Source organism: Serratia quinivorans, from assembly GCF_946227985.1.
GTDB lineage: Bacteria > Pseudomonadota > Gammaproteobacteria > Enterobacterales > Enterobacteriaceae > Serratia > Serratia quinivorans_A.
In genome coordinates, this window is record NZ_CAMKGL010000001.1 from 868479 (window position 1) to 884676 (window position 16198).

The 16198-nt window shown below is 50.9% G+C and carries 14 protein-coding genes, 2 tRNA genes and 2 other RNA genes; 7 read left to right on the forward strand and 11 right to left on the reverse strand.

Annotated features, from left to right (window positions below; genetic code table 11):
* Window positions 1–2: 2 nt before the first annotated feature.
* The 9 genes from OCH02_RS04115 to OCH02_RS04155 form a co-directional block, all read right to left on the reverse strand.
* Window positions 3–404: a pyrimidine (deoxy)nucleoside triphosphate diphosphatase gene (locus OCH02_RS04115; protein WP_261430007.1), complete on the reverse strand. Its 402-nt coding sequence runs from the start codon at window positions 402–404 to the stop codon at window positions 3–5.
* Between the two features lie 45 nt (window positions 405–449).
* Window positions 450–1256, reverse strand: coding sequence for an exodeoxyribonuclease III (gene xthA / locus OCH02_RS04120; protein WP_261430008.1), 807 nt, complete (start codon window positions 1254–1256; stop codon window positions 450–452).
* A 103-nt stretch (window positions 1257–1359) separates the two neighbouring features.
* Window positions 1360–1932 (reverse strand): TIGR00730 family Rossman fold protein, encoded by a 573-nt coding sequence (locus OCH02_RS04125; protein WP_012145439.1) that lies wholly within the window; start codon window positions 1930–1932, stop codon window positions 1360–1362.
* 164 nt (window positions 1933–2096) lie between these two features.
* A non-coding RNA gene (locus tag OCH02_RS04130) (RtT sRNA) lies at window positions 2097–2223 on the reverse strand.
* A gap of 44 nt (window positions 2224–2267) precedes the next feature.
* A non-coding RNA gene (locus OCH02_RS04135) (RtT sRNA) lies at window positions 2268–2394 on the reverse strand.
* Window positions 2395–2438: 44 nt separating this feature from the next.
* Window positions 2439–2523: transfer RNA gene (locus OCH02_RS04140), tRNA-Tyr, on the reverse strand.
* Window positions 2524–2716: 193 nt separating this feature from the next.
* Window positions 2717–2801: transfer RNA gene (locus OCH02_RS04145), tRNA-Tyr, on the reverse strand.
* A gap of 158 nt (window positions 2802–2959) precedes the next feature.
* The gene (gene purU / locus OCH02_RS04150; protein WP_012145438.1) at window positions 2960–3808 is read right to left on the reverse strand and encodes a formyltetrahydrofolate deformylase; all 849 of its coding nucleotides are present in this window, start codon (window positions 3806–3808) and stop codon (window positions 2960–2962) included.
* A 126-nt stretch (window positions 3809–3934) separates the two neighbouring features.
* The gene (locus OCH02_RS04155) at window positions 3935–4399 is read right to left on the reverse strand and encodes a YchJ family protein (protein WP_261430009.1); all 465 of its coding nucleotides are present in this window, start codon (window positions 4397–4399) and stop codon (window positions 3935–3937) included.
* A gap of 142 nt (window positions 4400–4541) precedes the next feature.
* On the opposite strand from OCH02_RS04155, the gene rssA reads away from it, so the two are divergent.
* The 5 genes from rssA to OCH02_RS04180 all read left to right on the forward strand — a co-directional run bounded on the left by rssA (window position 4542) and on the right by OCH02_RS04180 (window position 10090).
* Complete coding sequence (gene rssA / locus OCH02_RS04160; protein ID WP_261430012.1) at window positions 4542–5447, forward strand: patatin-like phospholipase RssA; 906 nt, start codon at window positions 4542–4544, stop codon at window positions 5445–5447.
* A 105-nt stretch (window positions 5448–5552) separates the two neighbouring features.
* A complete protein-coding gene (gene rssB, locus OCH02_RS04165; RefSeq protein WP_261430013.1) occupies window positions 5553–6566 on the forward strand; it encodes a two-component system response regulator RssB in 1014 nt (337 codons plus the stop codon).
* A 199-nt stretch (window positions 6567–6765) separates the two neighbouring features.
* Window positions 6766–7683, forward strand: a complete 918-nt coding sequence (gene galU, locus OCH02_RS04170) for a UTP--glucose-1-phosphate uridylyltransferase GalU (RefSeq protein ID WP_261430014.1) — start codon at window positions 6766–6768, stop codon at window positions 7681–7683.
* A gap of 43 nt (window positions 7684–7726) precedes the next feature.
* Complete coding sequence (locus OCH02_RS04175) at window positions 7727–9070, forward strand: UDP-glucose dehydrogenase family protein (protein ID WP_261430016.1); 1344 nt, start codon at window positions 7727–7729, stop codon at window positions 9068–9070.
* A gap of 9 nt (window positions 9071–9079) precedes the next feature.
* Window positions 9080–10090 (forward strand): NAD-dependent epimerase, encoded by a 1011-nt coding sequence (locus OCH02_RS04180; RefSeq protein ID WP_261430017.1) that lies wholly within the window; start codon window positions 9080–9082, stop codon window positions 10088–10090.
* Window positions 10091–10307: 217 nt separating this feature from the next.
* Here OCH02_RS04180 and hns read toward each other — a convergent pair whose 3' ends face one another.
* On the reverse strand, window positions 10308–10715 hold the full coding sequence (hns, locus tag OCH02_RS04185; protein WP_006321188.1) for a histone-like nucleoid-structuring protein H-NS: 408 nt from the start codon (window positions 10713–10715) through the stop codon (window positions 10308–10310).
* 707 nt (window positions 10716–11422) lie between these two features.
* On the opposite strand from hns, the gene OCH02_RS04190 reads away from it, so the two are divergent.
* Window positions 11423–12007: a thymidine kinase gene (locus OCH02_RS04190; protein WP_261430018.1), complete on the forward strand. Its 585-nt coding sequence runs from the start codon at window positions 11423–11425 to the stop codon at window positions 12005–12007.
* A 276-nt stretch (window positions 12008–12283) separates the two neighbouring features.
* Here the strand turns inward: OCH02_RS04190 and adhE are convergent, their stop codons facing one another.
* Entirely contained in the window at window positions 12284–14956 is a 2673-nt protein-coding gene (adhE, locus tag OCH02_RS04195) for a bifunctional acetaldehyde-CoA/alcohol dehydrogenase (protein WP_261430020.1), read from the reverse strand.
* 524 nt (window positions 14957–15480) lie between these two features.
* Here adhE and OCH02_RS04200 point away from each other — a divergent pair.
* Window positions 15481–16125, forward strand: a complete 645-nt coding sequence (locus OCH02_RS04200; RefSeq protein ID WP_012145429.1) for a YchE family NAAT transporter — start codon at window positions 15481–15483, stop codon at window positions 16123–16125.
* Window positions 16126–16198 lie beyond the last annotated feature (73 nt).

A 16198-nucleotide genomic window follows, 5' to 3' on the forward strand; every position in this document is an offset into this window, starting at 1 on the left:
ACTCAGGATTCTGCCTGCAGTGCGCTAATATAGGCGGTTAATAGCGGCACGTCCGCCGGAGCCAGGGGATAGTCAAATGCCTGTTCCGGCGCCAACCAGACAAAATCTGAATGACAGCGGTTTTGTAAATCGCCGCTGAAGGTTTCAACCTGCCAGGCATGGAGCCGGATGATGCGCTCACTTTGCTGCCACTGGTTGCTGGCGACATAGCGGCCAACATTGGCCACAATTCCCAACTCTTCGTCCAGTTCACGCGTCAGTGCCTGTGGCTGGCTCTCGCCTGCCTCAACCTTGCCGCCAGGAAACTCCCACAGCCCTGCCTGATCGCTGTCAGCATTACGCTGCGCCAAAAGAATTTTGCCATTTCTTTCAATGATGGCGGCGACGACATCGATAATTTTCATAGGTACCACATAGCGAAACCCCGGCAATGGCCGGGGTTGGGTCAATTACAGCGAGAATTCCGCCCAGACTGGCGCGTGATCCGACGGTTTTTCCATCCCGCGGATCTGATAATCGATGCCGGTGGCGGTGCAGCGTGCGGCCAATGGCGTGCTGGCCAGCAGCAGATCGATACGCAGACCCCGGTTTTCATCGAAACCGCGTGAACGGTAGTCGAACCACGAGAATTGATCGTTACGTTCCGGGTTAGCCTGGCGGTAGGTATCGACCAGGCCCCAGTTCATCAGGCGATCCATCCATTCGCGCTCCTCCGGCAGGAAGGAGCACTTACCGGTACGCAGCCAGCGTTTACGGCTTTCCTCGCCGATGCCGATATCGTAATCGCTTGGGCTGATATTCACGTCACCCATCACCAGTACCGGTGAGTCCACCGACATTTGCTGCTCCAGATAGTTTTGCAAATCCTGATAGAAGCGAGTCTTGGCGGGGAATTTGATCGGATGGTCACGGCTTTCACCCTGCGGGAAGTAGCCATTGATTACCGTCAGCGTGCCTTGCGGCGTAGCCAGATCGGCCATGATGATGCGCCGCTGTGCGTCTTCATCATCGGTAGGGAAACCACGGCGCACGGCAAGCGGCTTTTCTTTGGTTAGCAACGCCACGCCATAATGACCTTTTTGGCCGTGATAGAACACGTGATAGCCATGCTGGCTGACTTCTTCCAGCGGGAACATGTCATCGTGAACTTTTGTTTCCTGCAGGCCGATCACGTCGGGTTGGTGCTGTTCGATGATCGCGGCCAGTTGGTGCGGACGCGCACGCAGTCCATTGATATTAAAAGAGACAAACTTCATGAGCGGTGCCGTTTTTACAAGAAAAATGTGTTGAGATAGTAGCAGAGTTTGACCAGAAATGTAACGCAGGCCAGCGGCATCAGGCCGCCGGCGGCAAGCAGAATTATTTTGCCCAGCGGTCGTAAGTCTTGGGCTGATAGTCGTCAAATTGCTGCAGCAGGGTTTGCGCTGACTCACTGATGTGCATGGTGCCCAGATAGTCATGGCGCATAAAGCCCTGATCGGCCACGTGCTGCAGGAAACTGTTTAGCGGACGATAGAACCCGTTCACGTCCAGCAGGCCAACCGGTTTACTGTGATAGCCGATCTGGCCCCAGGTCCAGATTTCAAACAGTTCCTCCAGGGTACCTATGCCGCCGGGCAGGGCAATAAAACCGTCTGCGAGAGCTGCCATGCGCGCCTTACGGGTGTGCATGTCCGGAACCACTTCCAGTTCGGTCAGGCCACGGTGTGCGGTTTCTGCTTCTACCAGCCGTTCAGGAATAATGCCCACGGCCTCACCACCGGCGGCAAGCACGGCATCAGCCACAATGCCCATCAATCCTTTTTTGCCGCCGCCATAGATTAGGCGTCGGCCCTGAGCGGCAAGCGTTTGACCTAATTGCCGCGCATTCTCGGCATAAGCAGGATTAACGCCTTCGCTGGCACCACAAAAAACGCAGATATTGTTACGCATGCACTTTCTTCCTTACTGCATTAAAGAAGTCAGTGGTATAGCGAATTGTTGACCGGAGTTCAAGTTGAGGATGCGCTGAATGGTTAAGGGAATTGATAAATGATGAACGGAGAGAGTGATGGAATGCTGTCAGGTTTGATTTGATTCTGGGGAGTATATAAGGATGGTGGTGGGGGAAGGATTATTCGTCGCAGTGCGACTCACCCTTCGGGCCGCGCTGAAGCGCGTTGTCTCACTGGGTGAGACTCGAACCTTGTCGAAGCTTCTTATCCCTCCCCGTAAGGAGCGATATGGATGCTGTCAGGTTTGATTTGATTCTGGGGAGTAGATAAAGATGGTGGTGGGGGAAGGATTATTCGTCGCAATGCGACTCACCCTCCGGGCCGCGCTGAAGCGCGTTGTCTCACTGCGTGAGACTCGAACCTTGTCGAAGCTTCTTATCCCTCCCCGTAAGGAGCGATATGGATACTGTCAGGTTTGATTTGATTCTGGGGAATATATAAGGATGGTGGTGGGGGAAGGATTCGAACCTTCGAAGTCTGTGACGGCAGATTTACAGTCTGCTCCCTTTGGCCGCTCGGGAACCCCACCATGGTATTCATGGTTTTACTTATTTTTAACAGGAGATCGGCTAGATTCCTGTGGTGCTTCGTCTGAAGGATTACCGCGCTGAAGCGCGTTGTCTCGCTGCGCTCGGCTCGAACCTTATCGAAGCTTCTCATCCTCTCCCTCAGTGTTTTATGTAGCTTCAGCTTTCGCTGTGCTCTCATCAACAGAGAGAAGATGGTGGTGGGGGAAGGATTCGAACCTTCGAAGTCTGTGACGGCAGATTTACAGTCTGCTCCCTTTGGCCGCTCGGGAACCCCACCACTGGCCTTGCTTGCGAAACGTCTGTCTCGGTAAGCGGGGCGCATCATATCAAATGAAACGGGCGTGTAAAGCATTGAAATGCAGAAAATGAATCGTTTGCCGATTTTTTACTCGTGGCGGCGCATCCCTGAACGAAAGGCACCGCTTTCTTGAGCAATTACAGGATAACCGTCCGGTTGCCGTAGACAAATACCCGCTGCGCCAACACATGGTACAGTGCGCGGCTGAGCGCATTTTTCTCTACGTCTCGTCCGGCACGCATCATATCTTCAGCCGAATAGGTGTGATCAACATGAATCACGTCCTGCATGATGATTGGGCCTTCGTCCAGATTATCGTTAACGTAATGAGCAGTAGCGCCGATGATTTTTACCCCGCGCTCGTATGCCTGATGGTAAGGGCGTGCACCGATAAAGGCAGGCAGGAATGAGTGGTGGATATTGATCACCTGGTTTGGATAGTGCTGTACGAATGCTGGCGTTAGGACGCGCATGTATTTGGCCAGCACCACGTAATCTGGCTGATACTGATCGATCTGGGCCATCATTTTCTGATCGTGTTGATCGCGTGTCAGGCCTTCATGGCTGACGAGGTGGAACGGGATATCGAAACGCTCCACCAGCGTTTGCAGCGTATCGTGGTTACCGATAACCGCCGCAATCTCCACATCCAGACCGCCGTAAGCGCTTTTCATCAGCAAGTCGCCCAGGCAATGCGCTTCTTTGGTCACCAACACCACAATACGACGCCGGCCGGAGTTATGCAGTTCACGGACCGAACCCACCGGCAGTGCACTGTCGAGATCCGCCAGCAATGTAGTGTCGTTAAAAATGCCTTCCAGTTCGGTACGCATAAAGAAGCGGCCGGTGCGGTGATCAACGAACTCATTGTTCTGAACAATGTTGAGTTCATGTTTGTAGCAAATATTGGTGATCTTGGCGATCAGGCCTTTGGCATCCGGACAAATGGTGCGCAAAACTTTTCTTTGTACATTTTGGTGTGGCATGGGAGTGAGGATCCTGTCTGATACTGAACGTCCTGTCTTTGCAGGCGAGAGTTTTTATCATCTATATCTTCAAGCGGCGACTCGATGGTGAGCCGCTTGAAGTCTTTTGGTTACCTTGAGCCTCGGCTAGCGTCCGCAGCATTTTTTATATTTTTTCCCTGAGCCGCAGGGACAAATTGCATTTCTGCCGGGTTGGGGTTTGGTTCCGTCAATATAATACCAGCGTTGGTCAAGTTGAAGGAAGCGTGAACGCTCGTGCATCGCCTGGTGCTCACCGGTGTTGCCATCGACGAATCGGGCAATGAACTCGACAAACCCTTCCCCGGTCTCATGGCCCTGTTTTTCTTCAACCACCGTCAGACCCAGCCATTCGGTATTCTTGAAACTGTCGACGATCGCGTTGCGCCATTCCGATGCATGACAGTCGGGATGCCAGGTAGCAATCAGATAATCCACGTTGTGTTTTACGTACGCGCTAAAGCGCGAACGCATTAATTGTCCGGGTGTTGCCGGCGTTTGAGTGCCGTTGACGTAGGGTTCGCAGCATGCGCTATACTCCAGTCCGTTACCGCAGGGGCATAATTCGGGCAAGGTGACTCCTCAAATGGCCGGAACGAAATGAACGGGCCGATGCCGAAAGTGATTTAGCGCATATGTTACCTAACATCATTCAACCCTGACAATCTACGCTGACGTTAGGGGCGAAACAATTCAGCGAAAAAGGGCGATGACTATGCGAAAAATTAAGGTTGGATTGGCATTGGGCGCAGGGTCGGCTAAAGGCTGGGCACATATTGGCGTGATCAATGCACTAAAGAAGTTGGGTGTTGAAGTCGATATAGTAGCCGGTTGTTCGGTTGGCGCATTGGTAGGGGCTGCTTTTGCCAGTCACCGTCTGCCGGCCATGGAAACCTGGGTGCGTTCATTCAGCTATTGGGATGTGATCCGTTTGATGGATTTATCCTGGCAACGTGGTGGATTGTTGCGTGGTGAACGGGTGTTTAATGCGGTAGGGCAGTTGTTGAAGATCGATGATATCGCCGAGTGTTCATTGAAGTTTGGTGCCGTGGCGACCAATCTGAGTACCGGACGGGAACTGTGGCTGACCGAAGGTGACATTCATCAAGCGGTGCGCGCGTCATGCAGCATGCCTGGCCTGTTGGCGCCGGTGTGGTTTGACGGTTATTGGCTGGTGGACGGTGCAGTGGTGAATCCGGTACCTATCTCCTTGACCCGGGCGCTGGGGGCCGACATTGTTATCGCCGTTGACTTGCAACATGATGCCCATCTGATGCAGCAGGACTTGTTCTCGGTACGCAGTCCAGATATGGACGCGACAAAAGATCTCCCTGCCCGTAACTGGCGAGGACGATTAAGGGAACGCATCAGCAAAATGACCACCAGAAAACCTAATTTCACGCCAACGGCGATGGAAATTATGGGAACCTCTATTCAGGTGCTGGAAAATAGATTGAAACGCAACCGCATGGCGGGCGATCCGCCGGATGTGTTGATCCAACCCTATTGTCCGCAGATTTCAACGTTGGATTTCCATCGCGCCGAAGAGGCGATTGAAGCCGGCAGACTGGCGGTTGAAAAACAGCTGGATAAACTGTTGCCCTTGATAAAAAACAAATAATTTACGGTTCTTGACTACATAACCTGCGATGGGAGCAATTTCCGACAGGCATAAAAGGTCTTTTTGAGCCACTATTACACTATGAAAAGGGAAGAGGCTCGGCTGATGGCACTACCATTGACTCACAAGCGCATTTTGGTCGTTGAGGACGAGCTGGTTTTTCGTTCCGTGCTTGTTGGCTATTTGAAATCGCTGGGAGCGGAAACCAGCGAGGCTCCCAATGGTTTGCAGGCGTTGAGTCTGGTGGATGACGTTCATCCCGATTTAATCCTGTGCGATCTGGCGATGCCGGAAATGGATGGGATTGAGTTTGTCGAACATCTGCGGCTGCAAGGTGTGCAAACTCCGGTGTTGGTGATTTCGGCTACCGATAAAATGGCGGATATCGCCAAGATGTTGCGGTTAGGCGTTCAGGACGTGTTGTTAAAACCGGTGACCGACCTTAATCGTCTCCGTGAAGCGGTGTTGGGGTGTCTGTATCCCAATATGTTCACGTCGCCGGCCATTGAGGAAGTGGAACTGTTCCAGGACTGGGATGCGCTGAGTAAAAATCCTTCCGAAGCGGTGAAGTTGCTCAAGCAGTTACAACCACCGGTTCAGCAAACCGTGGCTCATTGCCGGATTAATTATCGGCAATTAACCACCAGCGAGAACCCGGGATTGGTGTTGGATATTGCGGCACTGTCGGATAAGGACCTGGCGTTCTATTGTCTGGATGTGACCCGCGCAGGAGATAATGGCGTATTGGCGGCACTGCTGCTGCGCGCATTATTTAATGGATTGTTGCAAGACCATTTAGCTAATCAGCGTCATCGGCTGCCGCAAATGAGCACATTGTTAAAGCAGGTTAATCAATTATTACGACAAGGCAAGCTGGAAGGGCAATTTCCACTGCTGGTCGGTTATTATCACACCGAATATAAAAACCTGATCCTGGTCTCCGCCGGCCTGCATGCCAATGTAAATACCGGTGATAATCAAATTCAACTGAGCAACGGTGTGCCACTGGGAACGTTAGGTGCGACGTACATGAATCAAATCAGCCAGCACTGTGCTGCCTGGCAATGTCAGGTTTGGGGCTCGGGTGGCAGGCTACGCTTGATGCTCAGTGCTGAATAATCCGCCCTGGTCAAAATAGTATTTGAAATTAATATATTTGAGATGCTTATTTTTACCTCGGTTAGTCCATTGGGTAATTTTCCTAAAGTTTTTCTATTTGTGCTGCGGTTAATGCCAGTCAGTCATAAGCTGGTATACTCCGAGGGTTTTTGTATGGCGGATGAAGCTCATAAACTGAGCGCTATTAAGAGAGGAAATAATGCCTGCTGTAAATCGTAAAGTCAGAAAGGCGGTGATCCCGGTTGCAGGCTTGGGAACACGGATGCTACCGGCGACAAAAGCCATTCCAAAAGAAATGCTGCCGCTGGTCGACAAACCCTTGATCCAATACGTTGTTAATGAGTGTATTGCGGCAGGGATTAACGAAATTGTGTTGGTTACCCATTCCTCCAAGAATTCGATCGAAAACCATTTCGATACCAGTTTTGAATTGGAAGCGATGCTGGAAAAGCGCGTTAAACGCCAGTTGCTCGATGAAGTGCAGTCTATCTGTCCCAAGGGCGTTACCGTAATGCAGGTGCGTCAGGGGGTGGCTAAAGGGCTGGGGCACGCGATCATGTGTGCTTATCCACTGGTGGGTGACGAACCGGTGGCGGTGATTTTGCCGGACGTGATCCTCGATGAGTACAGCGCCGATCTGAAAAAAGACAATCTGCACGAAATGCTGCAGCGCTTTGAACAAACCGGTATCAGCCAGATTATGGTTGAACCTGTGCCGCATAAAGATGTTGGCAACTATGGCGTGGCCGACTGCAAAGGGTATCAGCTGCAGCCGGGCGAAAGCGCCCCGATGGTCAGTGTGGTAGAGAAACCTTCGCCGGATGAAGCCCCTTCCAACCTGGCCATTGTTGGCCGTTATGTGCTCTCCGCCGATATCTGGCCGCTGCTGTCGAAAACCCCTCCGGGTGCGGGTGGTGAAATCCAGCTGACCGACAGCATTGAAATGCTGATGCAGCAAGAGGCGGTAGAGGCGTATCACCTGAAAGGGATCAGCCATGATTGCGGCAACAAGCTGGGTTATATGCAGGCATTTGTCGAATATGGCATGCGCCATGCTGGGCTGGGCCAAGAGTTCACTCAGTGGTTGAAGCAGTTATTGGCCGCTGATAAAAAATAATTTATTCATCTTTCGTCTTAATTTGAAAAACTAGGATTTTCCCATGAAAGTAACAGTTTTTGGTATTGGCTATGTTGGCCTGGTGCAGGCTGCGGTGTTGGCTGAAGTCGGCCACGACGTTATGTGTATTGATATAGACGAGCGTAAAGTCGAAAACCTGAAGAAAGGGAATATCCCTATTTTTGAGCCAGGCCTGACGCCGTTGGTACAGCAAAACTATGAAGCGGGTCGCCTGCAGTTCACCACCGACGCTAAAGCCGGGGTTGAACATGGTGCCATTCAGTTCATTGCCGTGGGGACGCCACCGGATGAAGACGGCTCTGCCGACCTGAAGTATGTGACTGCCGTGGCCCGTACCATTGCAGAACACATGACCGATCGTAAAGTGGTGATCGATAAATCTACCGTGCCGGTCGGCACCGCAGACAAAGTCCGTCAGGTTATGGAAGAAACGCTGCGTAAACGCGGCAGCCAGATTCCTTTCGATGTGGTTTCCAACCCCGAGTTCCTGAAGGAAGGCGCGGCTGTAGCAGACTGTATGCGTCCTGAACGCATCGTTATCGGTACCGATAACAAAGATGTGATTGAGCCTATTCGCGAGCTGTATGAGCCGTTCAACCGCAATCACGATCGCATGATCATGATGGATATTCGTAGTGCTGAACTGACCAAGTATGCTGCCAACTGTATGCTGGCGACCAAAATCAGCTTTATGAATGAAATGTCTAATCTGGCCGAAATGCTGGGTGCGGACATTGAGAAAGTGCGTCAGGGTATTGGTTCTGATTCTCGTATCGGCTATCACTTTATCTACCCAGGCTGCGGCTATGGTGGCTCCTGTTTCCCGAAAGACGTACAGGCTCTGATCCGCACGGCTGAGCATATCGGCTACCAGCCAAAACTGTTGCAAGCCGTAGAACAGGTTAACTATCAGCAAAAATATAAGTTGACCAAGTTTATCAAGCATCACTTTGGTGAAGATCTGAAAGGTAAAACCTTTGCGCTGTGGGGGCTGGCATTCAAGCCAAATACCGACGACATGCGTGAAGCGTCCAGCCGAGTGTTGATGGAGCAACTGTGGGAAGCGGGCGCTACGGTTCAGGCGTACGACCCTGAAGCCATGAACGAAGTGCAGCGCATCTACGGTCAGCGTGACGATCTTAAGCTGGTCGGTACCAAAGAAGCGGCGCTGCAGGGTGCTGACGCGCTGGTTATCTGTACCGAATGGCAGAATTTCCGCGCACCGGATTTCGACGTGATTAAAGGTTCGTTAAAGCAACCGGTGATCTTTGATGGTCGTAACCTGTTTGATCCTGAGCGCCTGGAAAGCCGTGGCTTTACCTATTATGCGATTGGTCGCGGTGCCTCCATTCAGCCGGTTATTTAAGGGATAAATATGAAATTCCTGGTTACAGGCGCGGCAGGGTTTATTGGTTACTACACCGCAGAGCGTCTGTTGGCCGCTGGGCATCAGGTTGTCGGTATTGACAACCTGAATGATTATTACGATGTGGGCCTGAAAATGGCTCGTCTCAATCTGCTGGCGGATAAACCTGCCTTCCAGTTTATTAAGCTGGATTTGGCCGACCGTGAGGGTATGGCGCAGCTGTTTGCCGAGCATAAGTTTCAACGGGTGATTCACCTTGGTGCACAAGCCGGGGTGCGTTATTCATTGGAAAACCCACTGGCGTATGCAGACTCGAATCTCATCGGGCATTTAAACGTGCTGGAAGGGTGCCGACATAATAAAGTTGAGCATTTGTTATATGCTTCTTCCAGTTCGGTATATGGCCTGAATCGTAAGCTACCCTTTGCGACCGAAGATTCTGTTGATCACCCGATATCTTTGTATGCGGCAACCAAAAAAGCCAATGAGCTGATGTCGCACAGCTACTCCCATTTATATGGTCTTCCTACCACCGGGCTGCGTTTCTTTACCGTTTATGGCCCGTGGGGGCGTCCGGATATGGCGCTGTTTAAATTTACCAAGGCCATATTGGCGGGTGAAAGCATCGATGTATATAACCACGGTGAGATGCACCGTGACTTTACTTACATCGACGATATCGCTGAGGCTATTGTTCGGTTGCAGGCGATTATTCCGCAGCCAAATGCAGCATGGACGGTTGAGCAGGGTTCTCCGGCAAGCAGCTCTGCGCCATACCATGTCTATAATATCGGCAACAGTAATCCGGTGAAGTTGATGGAATACATCAGCGCATTGGAGCAGGCTCTGGGGATTGAGGCGCGTAAGAATATGTTGCCGATGCAACCTGGCGACGTGTTGGATACCAGTGCCGATACTGCGGAGCTTTATCGTGTTATTGGCTTCAAGCCTGAAACCGGCGTTGAAGAAGGTGTGAAACGCTTTGTTGAATGGTATAAGTCTTTTTATAAAGTTCAGTAATTGAGCAGTGCGTAAATGCTATAAGGGGCCAAGGCCCCTTTTTTTATGCTTTGCTAAAGTCAGTAAAGGTCAGAAAGCCGAGAGGCAAGACCAATGAGGTAGAAGGTTACCTACATAGGATAATTACGCAAAGCCTGACTTGGATTCTACTACTTCTGAAAATAAGCATAACAAAAAGGCTCCCAAGGGAGCCTTTTTAACTTGCAGCGGAATGCTATTACAGCAGGAAATCGTCCAGAGATTTACCTTGCTCTTCGATAGCTTTCTTAATCACTGCTGGGGTACGGCCCTGGCCAGTCCAGGTTTTCAGTTCGCCGTTTTCGTCTTTATATTGGTATTTAGCCGGACGTGCTGCACGTTTAGCTTTACCTGCGGCTTTAGTTGCAGCCATAGTTTGCAGCAGTTCATTAGGATCAATACCGTCAGCAATCAGCATTTCACGATATTGCTGCAGTTTACGGGTGCGTTCTTCAACTTCTGCTTGAGCCTGGCTGTCTTCTTCGCGACGTTCGTTCACAACAACTTCCAGTTTTTCAAGCATTTCTTCCAGCGTTTCCAGGCTGCATTCTCTTGCCTGTGCGCGTAGAGTACGGATGTTGTTCAAAATCTTTAATGCTTCGCTCATTGTCCTAGTCTCAAATTATATTGGTGGGGGGCGTCTGGATAATAATAGAGTGCTCTTTTCTTTTCTGCAATAGCCAAATTGAAAAGGAAGGCTCAAATTTACCTTTTAAAACACTAAACCAGAACCCTCTGGCTAATATAGGCAGGGGAGATAAGTATTACAACCGTCATTTTTAAGTCAAATTTTCAACAGCGGCGGTATGTCTGCTATGCCGCAATAGCATTCATGGCTAAGTTATAATTGTGTTTTATATCAATATTACGTCGAATTCTGTGGGTTAAATCACGCGCCCAAGTATGCAAACACTGTAAACAATGGGGGTATACGCGTAAAGATAACGTCAAGAACTGTACCCAGGCTGTTTTATGTCATTAAATACTCTGGCATGGCGCTAAGTCGTGTTAATAGATTTAATTCCACCCCGGCTCGGGGCCGCTGGGGCTTTACTGTGTTGGCGCAATCATTCATAACCATTAATGCCGGACGCTAATCATTAGCAGTAATTAAATGTGATGCCAGACAGGAGTTACCCTGTAAATAGATGTAAAGGCACGTCGTGCAGAAAACGGAATGTTTCACTTGAAAGTTGGCATTCGTTTTGCGGGATGTTGATTAACCCAGAGGCGTGAGCAGGCTGGCAGGTTATGGTACACTTTGCCTCTGAATCAACCTTTGAATATTTCTTATACCATTGGAGTTGCAGGCCCATGGCTCAACTTTATTTTTATTACTCTGCTATGAACGCAGGGAAATCTACCGCGCTGTTGCAATCTTCATATAATTATCAAGAGCGTGGTATGCGTACGCTGGTGTTTACCGCCGAAATAGATCATCGTTTTGGTGTCGGTAAGGTCAGCTCGCGAATCGGGCTGTCGTCACAGGCGCAGCTCTATAATAATGAGTCGATGCTCTATGCGATGATTGCACAGGAACATCAACAGCAACCGGTACATTGCGTGTTGTTGGATGAAAGCCAGTTCCTGACGAAACAGCAGGTTGAGCAATTGTGCGAAGTCGTCGACCAGCTGGATATCCCTGTTCTGTGCTATGGCTTGCGCACCGACTTCCTGGGTGAACTGTTTATTGGCAGCCAATACTTGCTGGCCTGGGCAGACAAACTGGTAGAGTTGAAAACTATCTGCCATTGCGGCCGCAAGGCCAATATGGTGCTACGGCTGGATGAAAGCGGGCAGGCTATGCATGCCGGTGAGCAGGTAGTGATAGGGGGGAACGAGAGCTACGTCTCCGTTTGCCGCAAGCATTACAAGGAAGCCATACAGGCACTGGAGTAGCGTTTAGAACGCCGCAGGAAGCCTTGTGGCGTGTTTGAGCGCTATTGCGCACTCAGGTAGGTACTGGCCAACGTGACACATAAAAAAACCGCCTTTCGGCGGTTTCAGACTACTGGCAAAGCCCGTTATTAGGGAGAGCGTGCCGAAGGGGTCGTAGCGGCTTGCCCGCCGGAGTGCCCCTCGGTGCGCTAGGCCCGGGTATCTCGGATTCAAAGACAACTTTGTCATCAAACTCAAACCGCCTTTCGGCGGTTTTTTTATTGGTTCAATGAACCGTTATTTTTTGGACTTTTTTTCGGTTTTGGCCACCGCGGGAGCGACCAAAACCTCTTCATCTTCCGCTTCACTAAACTTACGGCCGTAGAAGGTATCCAGCATGATTTGCTTGAGTTCGGCAATCAGCGGATAACGCGGGTTGGCACCGGTACATTGGTCGTCAAAGGCGTCTTCAGACAGTTTGTCGACTTTCGCCAGGAAATCGGCTTCTGTCACACCGGCTTCACGGATTGATGCCGGGATGCCCAGTTCAGCTTTAATCTCGTCCAGCCAGGTCAGCAACTTCTCGATTTTCTGCGCGGTACGGTCACCCGGAGCGCCCAGACCGAGGTGGTCAGCGATTTCAGCGTAGCGGCGACGAGCCTGTGGGCGGTCGTACTGGCTGAAGGCCGTTTGCTTGGTTGGGTTGTCGTTCGCGTTATAGCGAATAACGTTGGAGATCAGCATGGCGTTGGCCAGGCCGTGCGGGATGTGGAACTCAGAACCCAGTTTGTGGGCCATTGAGTGGCAAACCCCCAGGAAGGCGTTGGCGAAAGCGATGCCGGCGATGGTCGCGGCATTGTGCACGCGCTCACGGGCGACCGGGTTCTTGGCACCTTCTTTATAGCTGGCTGGCAGATACTCTTTCAGCAGTTTCAACGCTTGCAGCGCCTGGCCATCAGAGTATTCGTTCGCCAGTACTGAAACGTAAGCTTCCAGTGCGTGAGTCACCGCATCCAGGCCGCCAAAGGCGCACAGGGATTTTGGCATGTTCATCACCAGGTTGGCGTCAACAATGGCCATATCCGGGGTCAGGGCGTAATCCGCCAGTGGATATTTCTGGCCGGTCACGTCGTCGGTCACTACCGCAAACGGTGTCACTTCTGAACCGGTACCTGAGGTGGTGGTCACGGCGATCATTTTCGCTTTGACGCCCATTTTCGGGAACTTGTAGATACGTTTACGGATATCCATAAAGCGCAGCGCCAGGTCTTCGAAATGGGTTTCAGGATGTTCGTACAGTACCCACATGATCTTCGCCGCATCCATCGGTGAACCACCGCCCAGCGCGATAATCACGTCGGGTTTGAAGGAGTTCATTTGCTCAGCGCCTTTACGCACGATGGACAGCGTTGGGTCTGCTTCAACTTCAAAGAACACTTCTGTTTCAATGCCGTGAGACTTCAGAACGGAGGTGATCTGGTCTGCATAACCGTTATTGAACAGGTAGCGGTCGGTCACAATGAAGGCGCGTTTTGCCCCGTCGGTCGCTACTTCTTCCAGCGCGATAGGCAGTGAGCCACGGCGGAAGTAGATTGATTTCGGAAGTTTATGCCACAACATGTTTTCTGCTCGCTTCGCTACAGTTTTCTTGTTGATCAGGTGTTTTGGACCGACGTTTTCAGAGATGGAGTTACCGCCCCAGGAACCGCAGCCCAGCGTCAGAGACGGAGCGAGTTTAAAGTTGTACAGGTCACCGATACCACCCTGAGACGCTGGGGTGTTGATCAGGATACGTGCGGTTTTCATCTTGTCGCCGAAGAAGGCAACGCGTTCCGGCTGGTTATCCTGGTCGGTGTACAGGCAAGAGGTGTGGCCGATACCGCCCATGGCAACCAGTTTTTCCGCTTTGCTGACGGCGTCTGCAAAGTCTTTGGCGCGATACATGGCCAGCGTAGGCGACAGTTTTTCGTGAGCGAAAGGCTCGGTTTCATCAACCAGTTTCACTTCACCGATCAGCACCTTGGTGCTTGCCGGCACTTTGATGCCCGCCATTTCAGCGATTTTCGGTGCAGACTGGCCAACGATAGCTGCGTTCAGGCCGCCGTTTTTCAGGATGATGTCCTGTACGGCTTTCAGTTCTTTACCCTGCAGCATGTAGCCGCCGTGGGTAGCAAAACGTTCGCGTACTGCATCATAGATGGAGTCAACCACGATGACCGACTGCTCAGAGGCACAAATTACGCCGCTGTCGAAGGTTTTAGACATCAGAATTGAGGCGACAACGCGTTTGATGTCCGCAGTTTCGTCAACCACAACCGGGGTGTTACCTGCGCCAACGCCGATTGCCGGTTTGCCGGAGCTGTAGGCAGCTTTCACCATGCCTGGGCCACCGGTCGCGAGGATCAGGTTGATGTCAGGGTGGTGCATTAACTGATTGGACAGTTCCACGGTAGGTTGGTCGATCCAGCCGACGATGTCTTTCGGTGCACCGGCGGCAATCGCGGCCTGCAACACAATATCCGCTGCCTTGTTGGTAGCGTTTTTCGCACGTGGGTGCGGAGAGAAGATAATGCCGTTACGGGTTTTCAGGCTGATTAATGCTTTGAAAATGGCCGTAGATGTCGGGTTGGTGGTAGGCACGATACCGCAAATCAGGCCAATAGGCTCTGCAATGGTGATGGTACCGAAAGTATGATCTTCGGCCAGGATGCCGCAGGTTTTTTCATCTTTATAAGCGTTGTAGATAAACTCTGATGCGAAGTGGTTCTTGATCACTTTATCTTCAACGATCCCCATACCTGACTCTTCAACGGCCAGTTTGGCCAGAGGAATACGGGCATCGGCAGCGGCGAGGGCAGCAGCGCGGAAAATCTTGTCAACTTGCTCTTGGGTGAAGTTGGCATATTCGCGCTGGGCTTTTTTGACACGTGCAACTAGCTCGTTCAGTTCAGCGACATTTGTTACAGCCATAATGCTCTCCTGATAATGTTAAACTCTTTCAGTAAATCAGCCGTGCGAGCAAGTAGTATAGACAGATCGGTGGAAAATGCTGTTTTAAAAACAAAGGCTTTCCGCCATTTTTTGCCGCATGCTGCTGATTTGCTTAAAGAGCTTTACCCGATGCTTCAGCAGGAGAAGACAGCGGGCCGAACAGAGATGCCACTTTTTCCTTAACCTGTTCTACTCCCTGACTACGACTAAGAGCTTAACTACTCTTGGTTAGTGATTTTGTGATTTAAATCATAAAAAGCGCAAGCTGACACCATTCAGCTTCGGTTTTTGAGAATCATTCTTGATAACTGCGATGTCAGGCACTTTTTCCAACATAAAAAATCATAAACCGTACATTGCTTTAACAATAGAGAATTATATTATCGATACGGATCTAAATAGAGATAAATCTCGCCCATGAGCAATGGATTACCCGTGGCAATTCTATTACATTAGCGCGCGAAGGCAGTGTCACTTTTAGAGCTATTAAAGCGGAGTCATTTGTGGGCCAATCTCTGTTGGATTTTTCCGGCTTCATTAAGTTTTTTGTCGGCCTGTTTGCGCTGGTAAACCCGGTGGGTATTTTGCCGGTGTTTATCAGCATGACCAGCTACCAGGCGGCGGCTGGACGTAATAAAACTAACCTGACCGCCAACCTGTCGGTTGCCATCATCCTGTGGACCTCGCTGTTTTTGGGGGAGGGGATTTTGCGCATGTTCGGTATCTCTATTGACTCGTTCCGTATTGCCGGCGGCATCCTGGTGGTGAGCATTGCCATGTCGATGATCAGCGGCAAGCTGGGTGAGGACAAGCAGAACAAACAGGAAAAATCAGAGAGTGCGATCCGTGAAAGCATAGGGGTCGTGCCATTGGCACTGCCGCTGATGGCAGGACCGGGCGCTATCAGTTCCACCATTGTCTGGAGCTCCCGTTACCATAGCTGGCAGAACCTGTTGGGTTTTAGCCTGGCTATCGCGTTGTTTGCCTTTTGCTGCTGGTTGTTGTTCCGGGCCGCGCCTTTACTGGTTCGCTTGTTGGGGCAAACCGGCATTAACGTCATTACCCGTATTATGGGGTTGCTGCTGATGGCGTTGGGTATCGAGTTTATCGTGACCGGCATAAAGGCGATATTCCCCGGCTTGTTGTAATCAGCCGAATGAGTCGCGAATAGGATGATTCGCGGCTCAAATTAATTTTAAAAATATAAACTATTATTAGCTC

Coding starts and splice junctions, on each gene's coding strand:
- OCH02_RS04115 (WP_261430007.1), bottom strand. CDS start 404: ATGAAAATTATCGATGTCGTCGCCGCCATCATTGAAAGAAATGGCAAA.
- xthA (WP_261430008.1), bottom strand. CDS start 1,256: ATGAAGTTTGTCTCTTTTAATATCAATGGACTGCGTGCGCGTCCGCAC.
- OCH02_RS04125 (WP_012145439.1), bottom strand. CDS start 1,932: ATGCGTAACAATATCTGCGTTTTTTGTGGTGCCAGCGAAGGCGTTAAT.
- purU (WP_012145438.1), bottom strand. CDS start 3,808: ATGCCACACCAAAATGTACAAAGAAAAGTTTTGCGCACCATTTGTCCG.
- rssA (WP_261430012.1), top strand. CDS start 4,542: ATGCGAAAAATTAAGGTTGGATTGGCATTGGGCGCAGGGTCGGCTAAA.
- rssB (WP_261430013.1), top strand. CDS start 5,553: ATGGCACTACCATTGACTCACAAGCGCATTTTGGTCGTTGAGGACGAG.
- galU (WP_261430014.1), top strand. CDS start 6,766: ATGCCTGCTGTAAATCGTAAAGTCAGAAAGGCGGTGATCCCGGTTGCA.
- OCH02_RS04175 (WP_261430016.1), top strand. CDS start 7,727: ATGAAAGTAACAGTTTTTGGTATTGGCTATGTTGGCCTGGTGCAGGCT.
- OCH02_RS04180 (WP_261430017.1), top strand. CDS start 9,080: ATGAAATTCCTGGTTACAGGCGCGGCAGGGTTTATTGGTTACTACACC.
- hns (WP_006321188.1), bottom strand. CDS start 10,715: ATGAGCGAAGCATTAAAGATTTTGAACAACATCCGTACTCTACGCGCA.
- OCH02_RS04190 (WP_261430018.1), top strand. CDS start 11,423: ATGGCTCAACTTTATTTTTATTACTCTGCTATGAACGCAGGGAAATCT.
- adhE (WP_261430020.1), bottom strand. CDS start 14,956: ATGGCTGTAACAAATGTCGCTGAACTGAACGAGCTAGTTGCACGTGTC.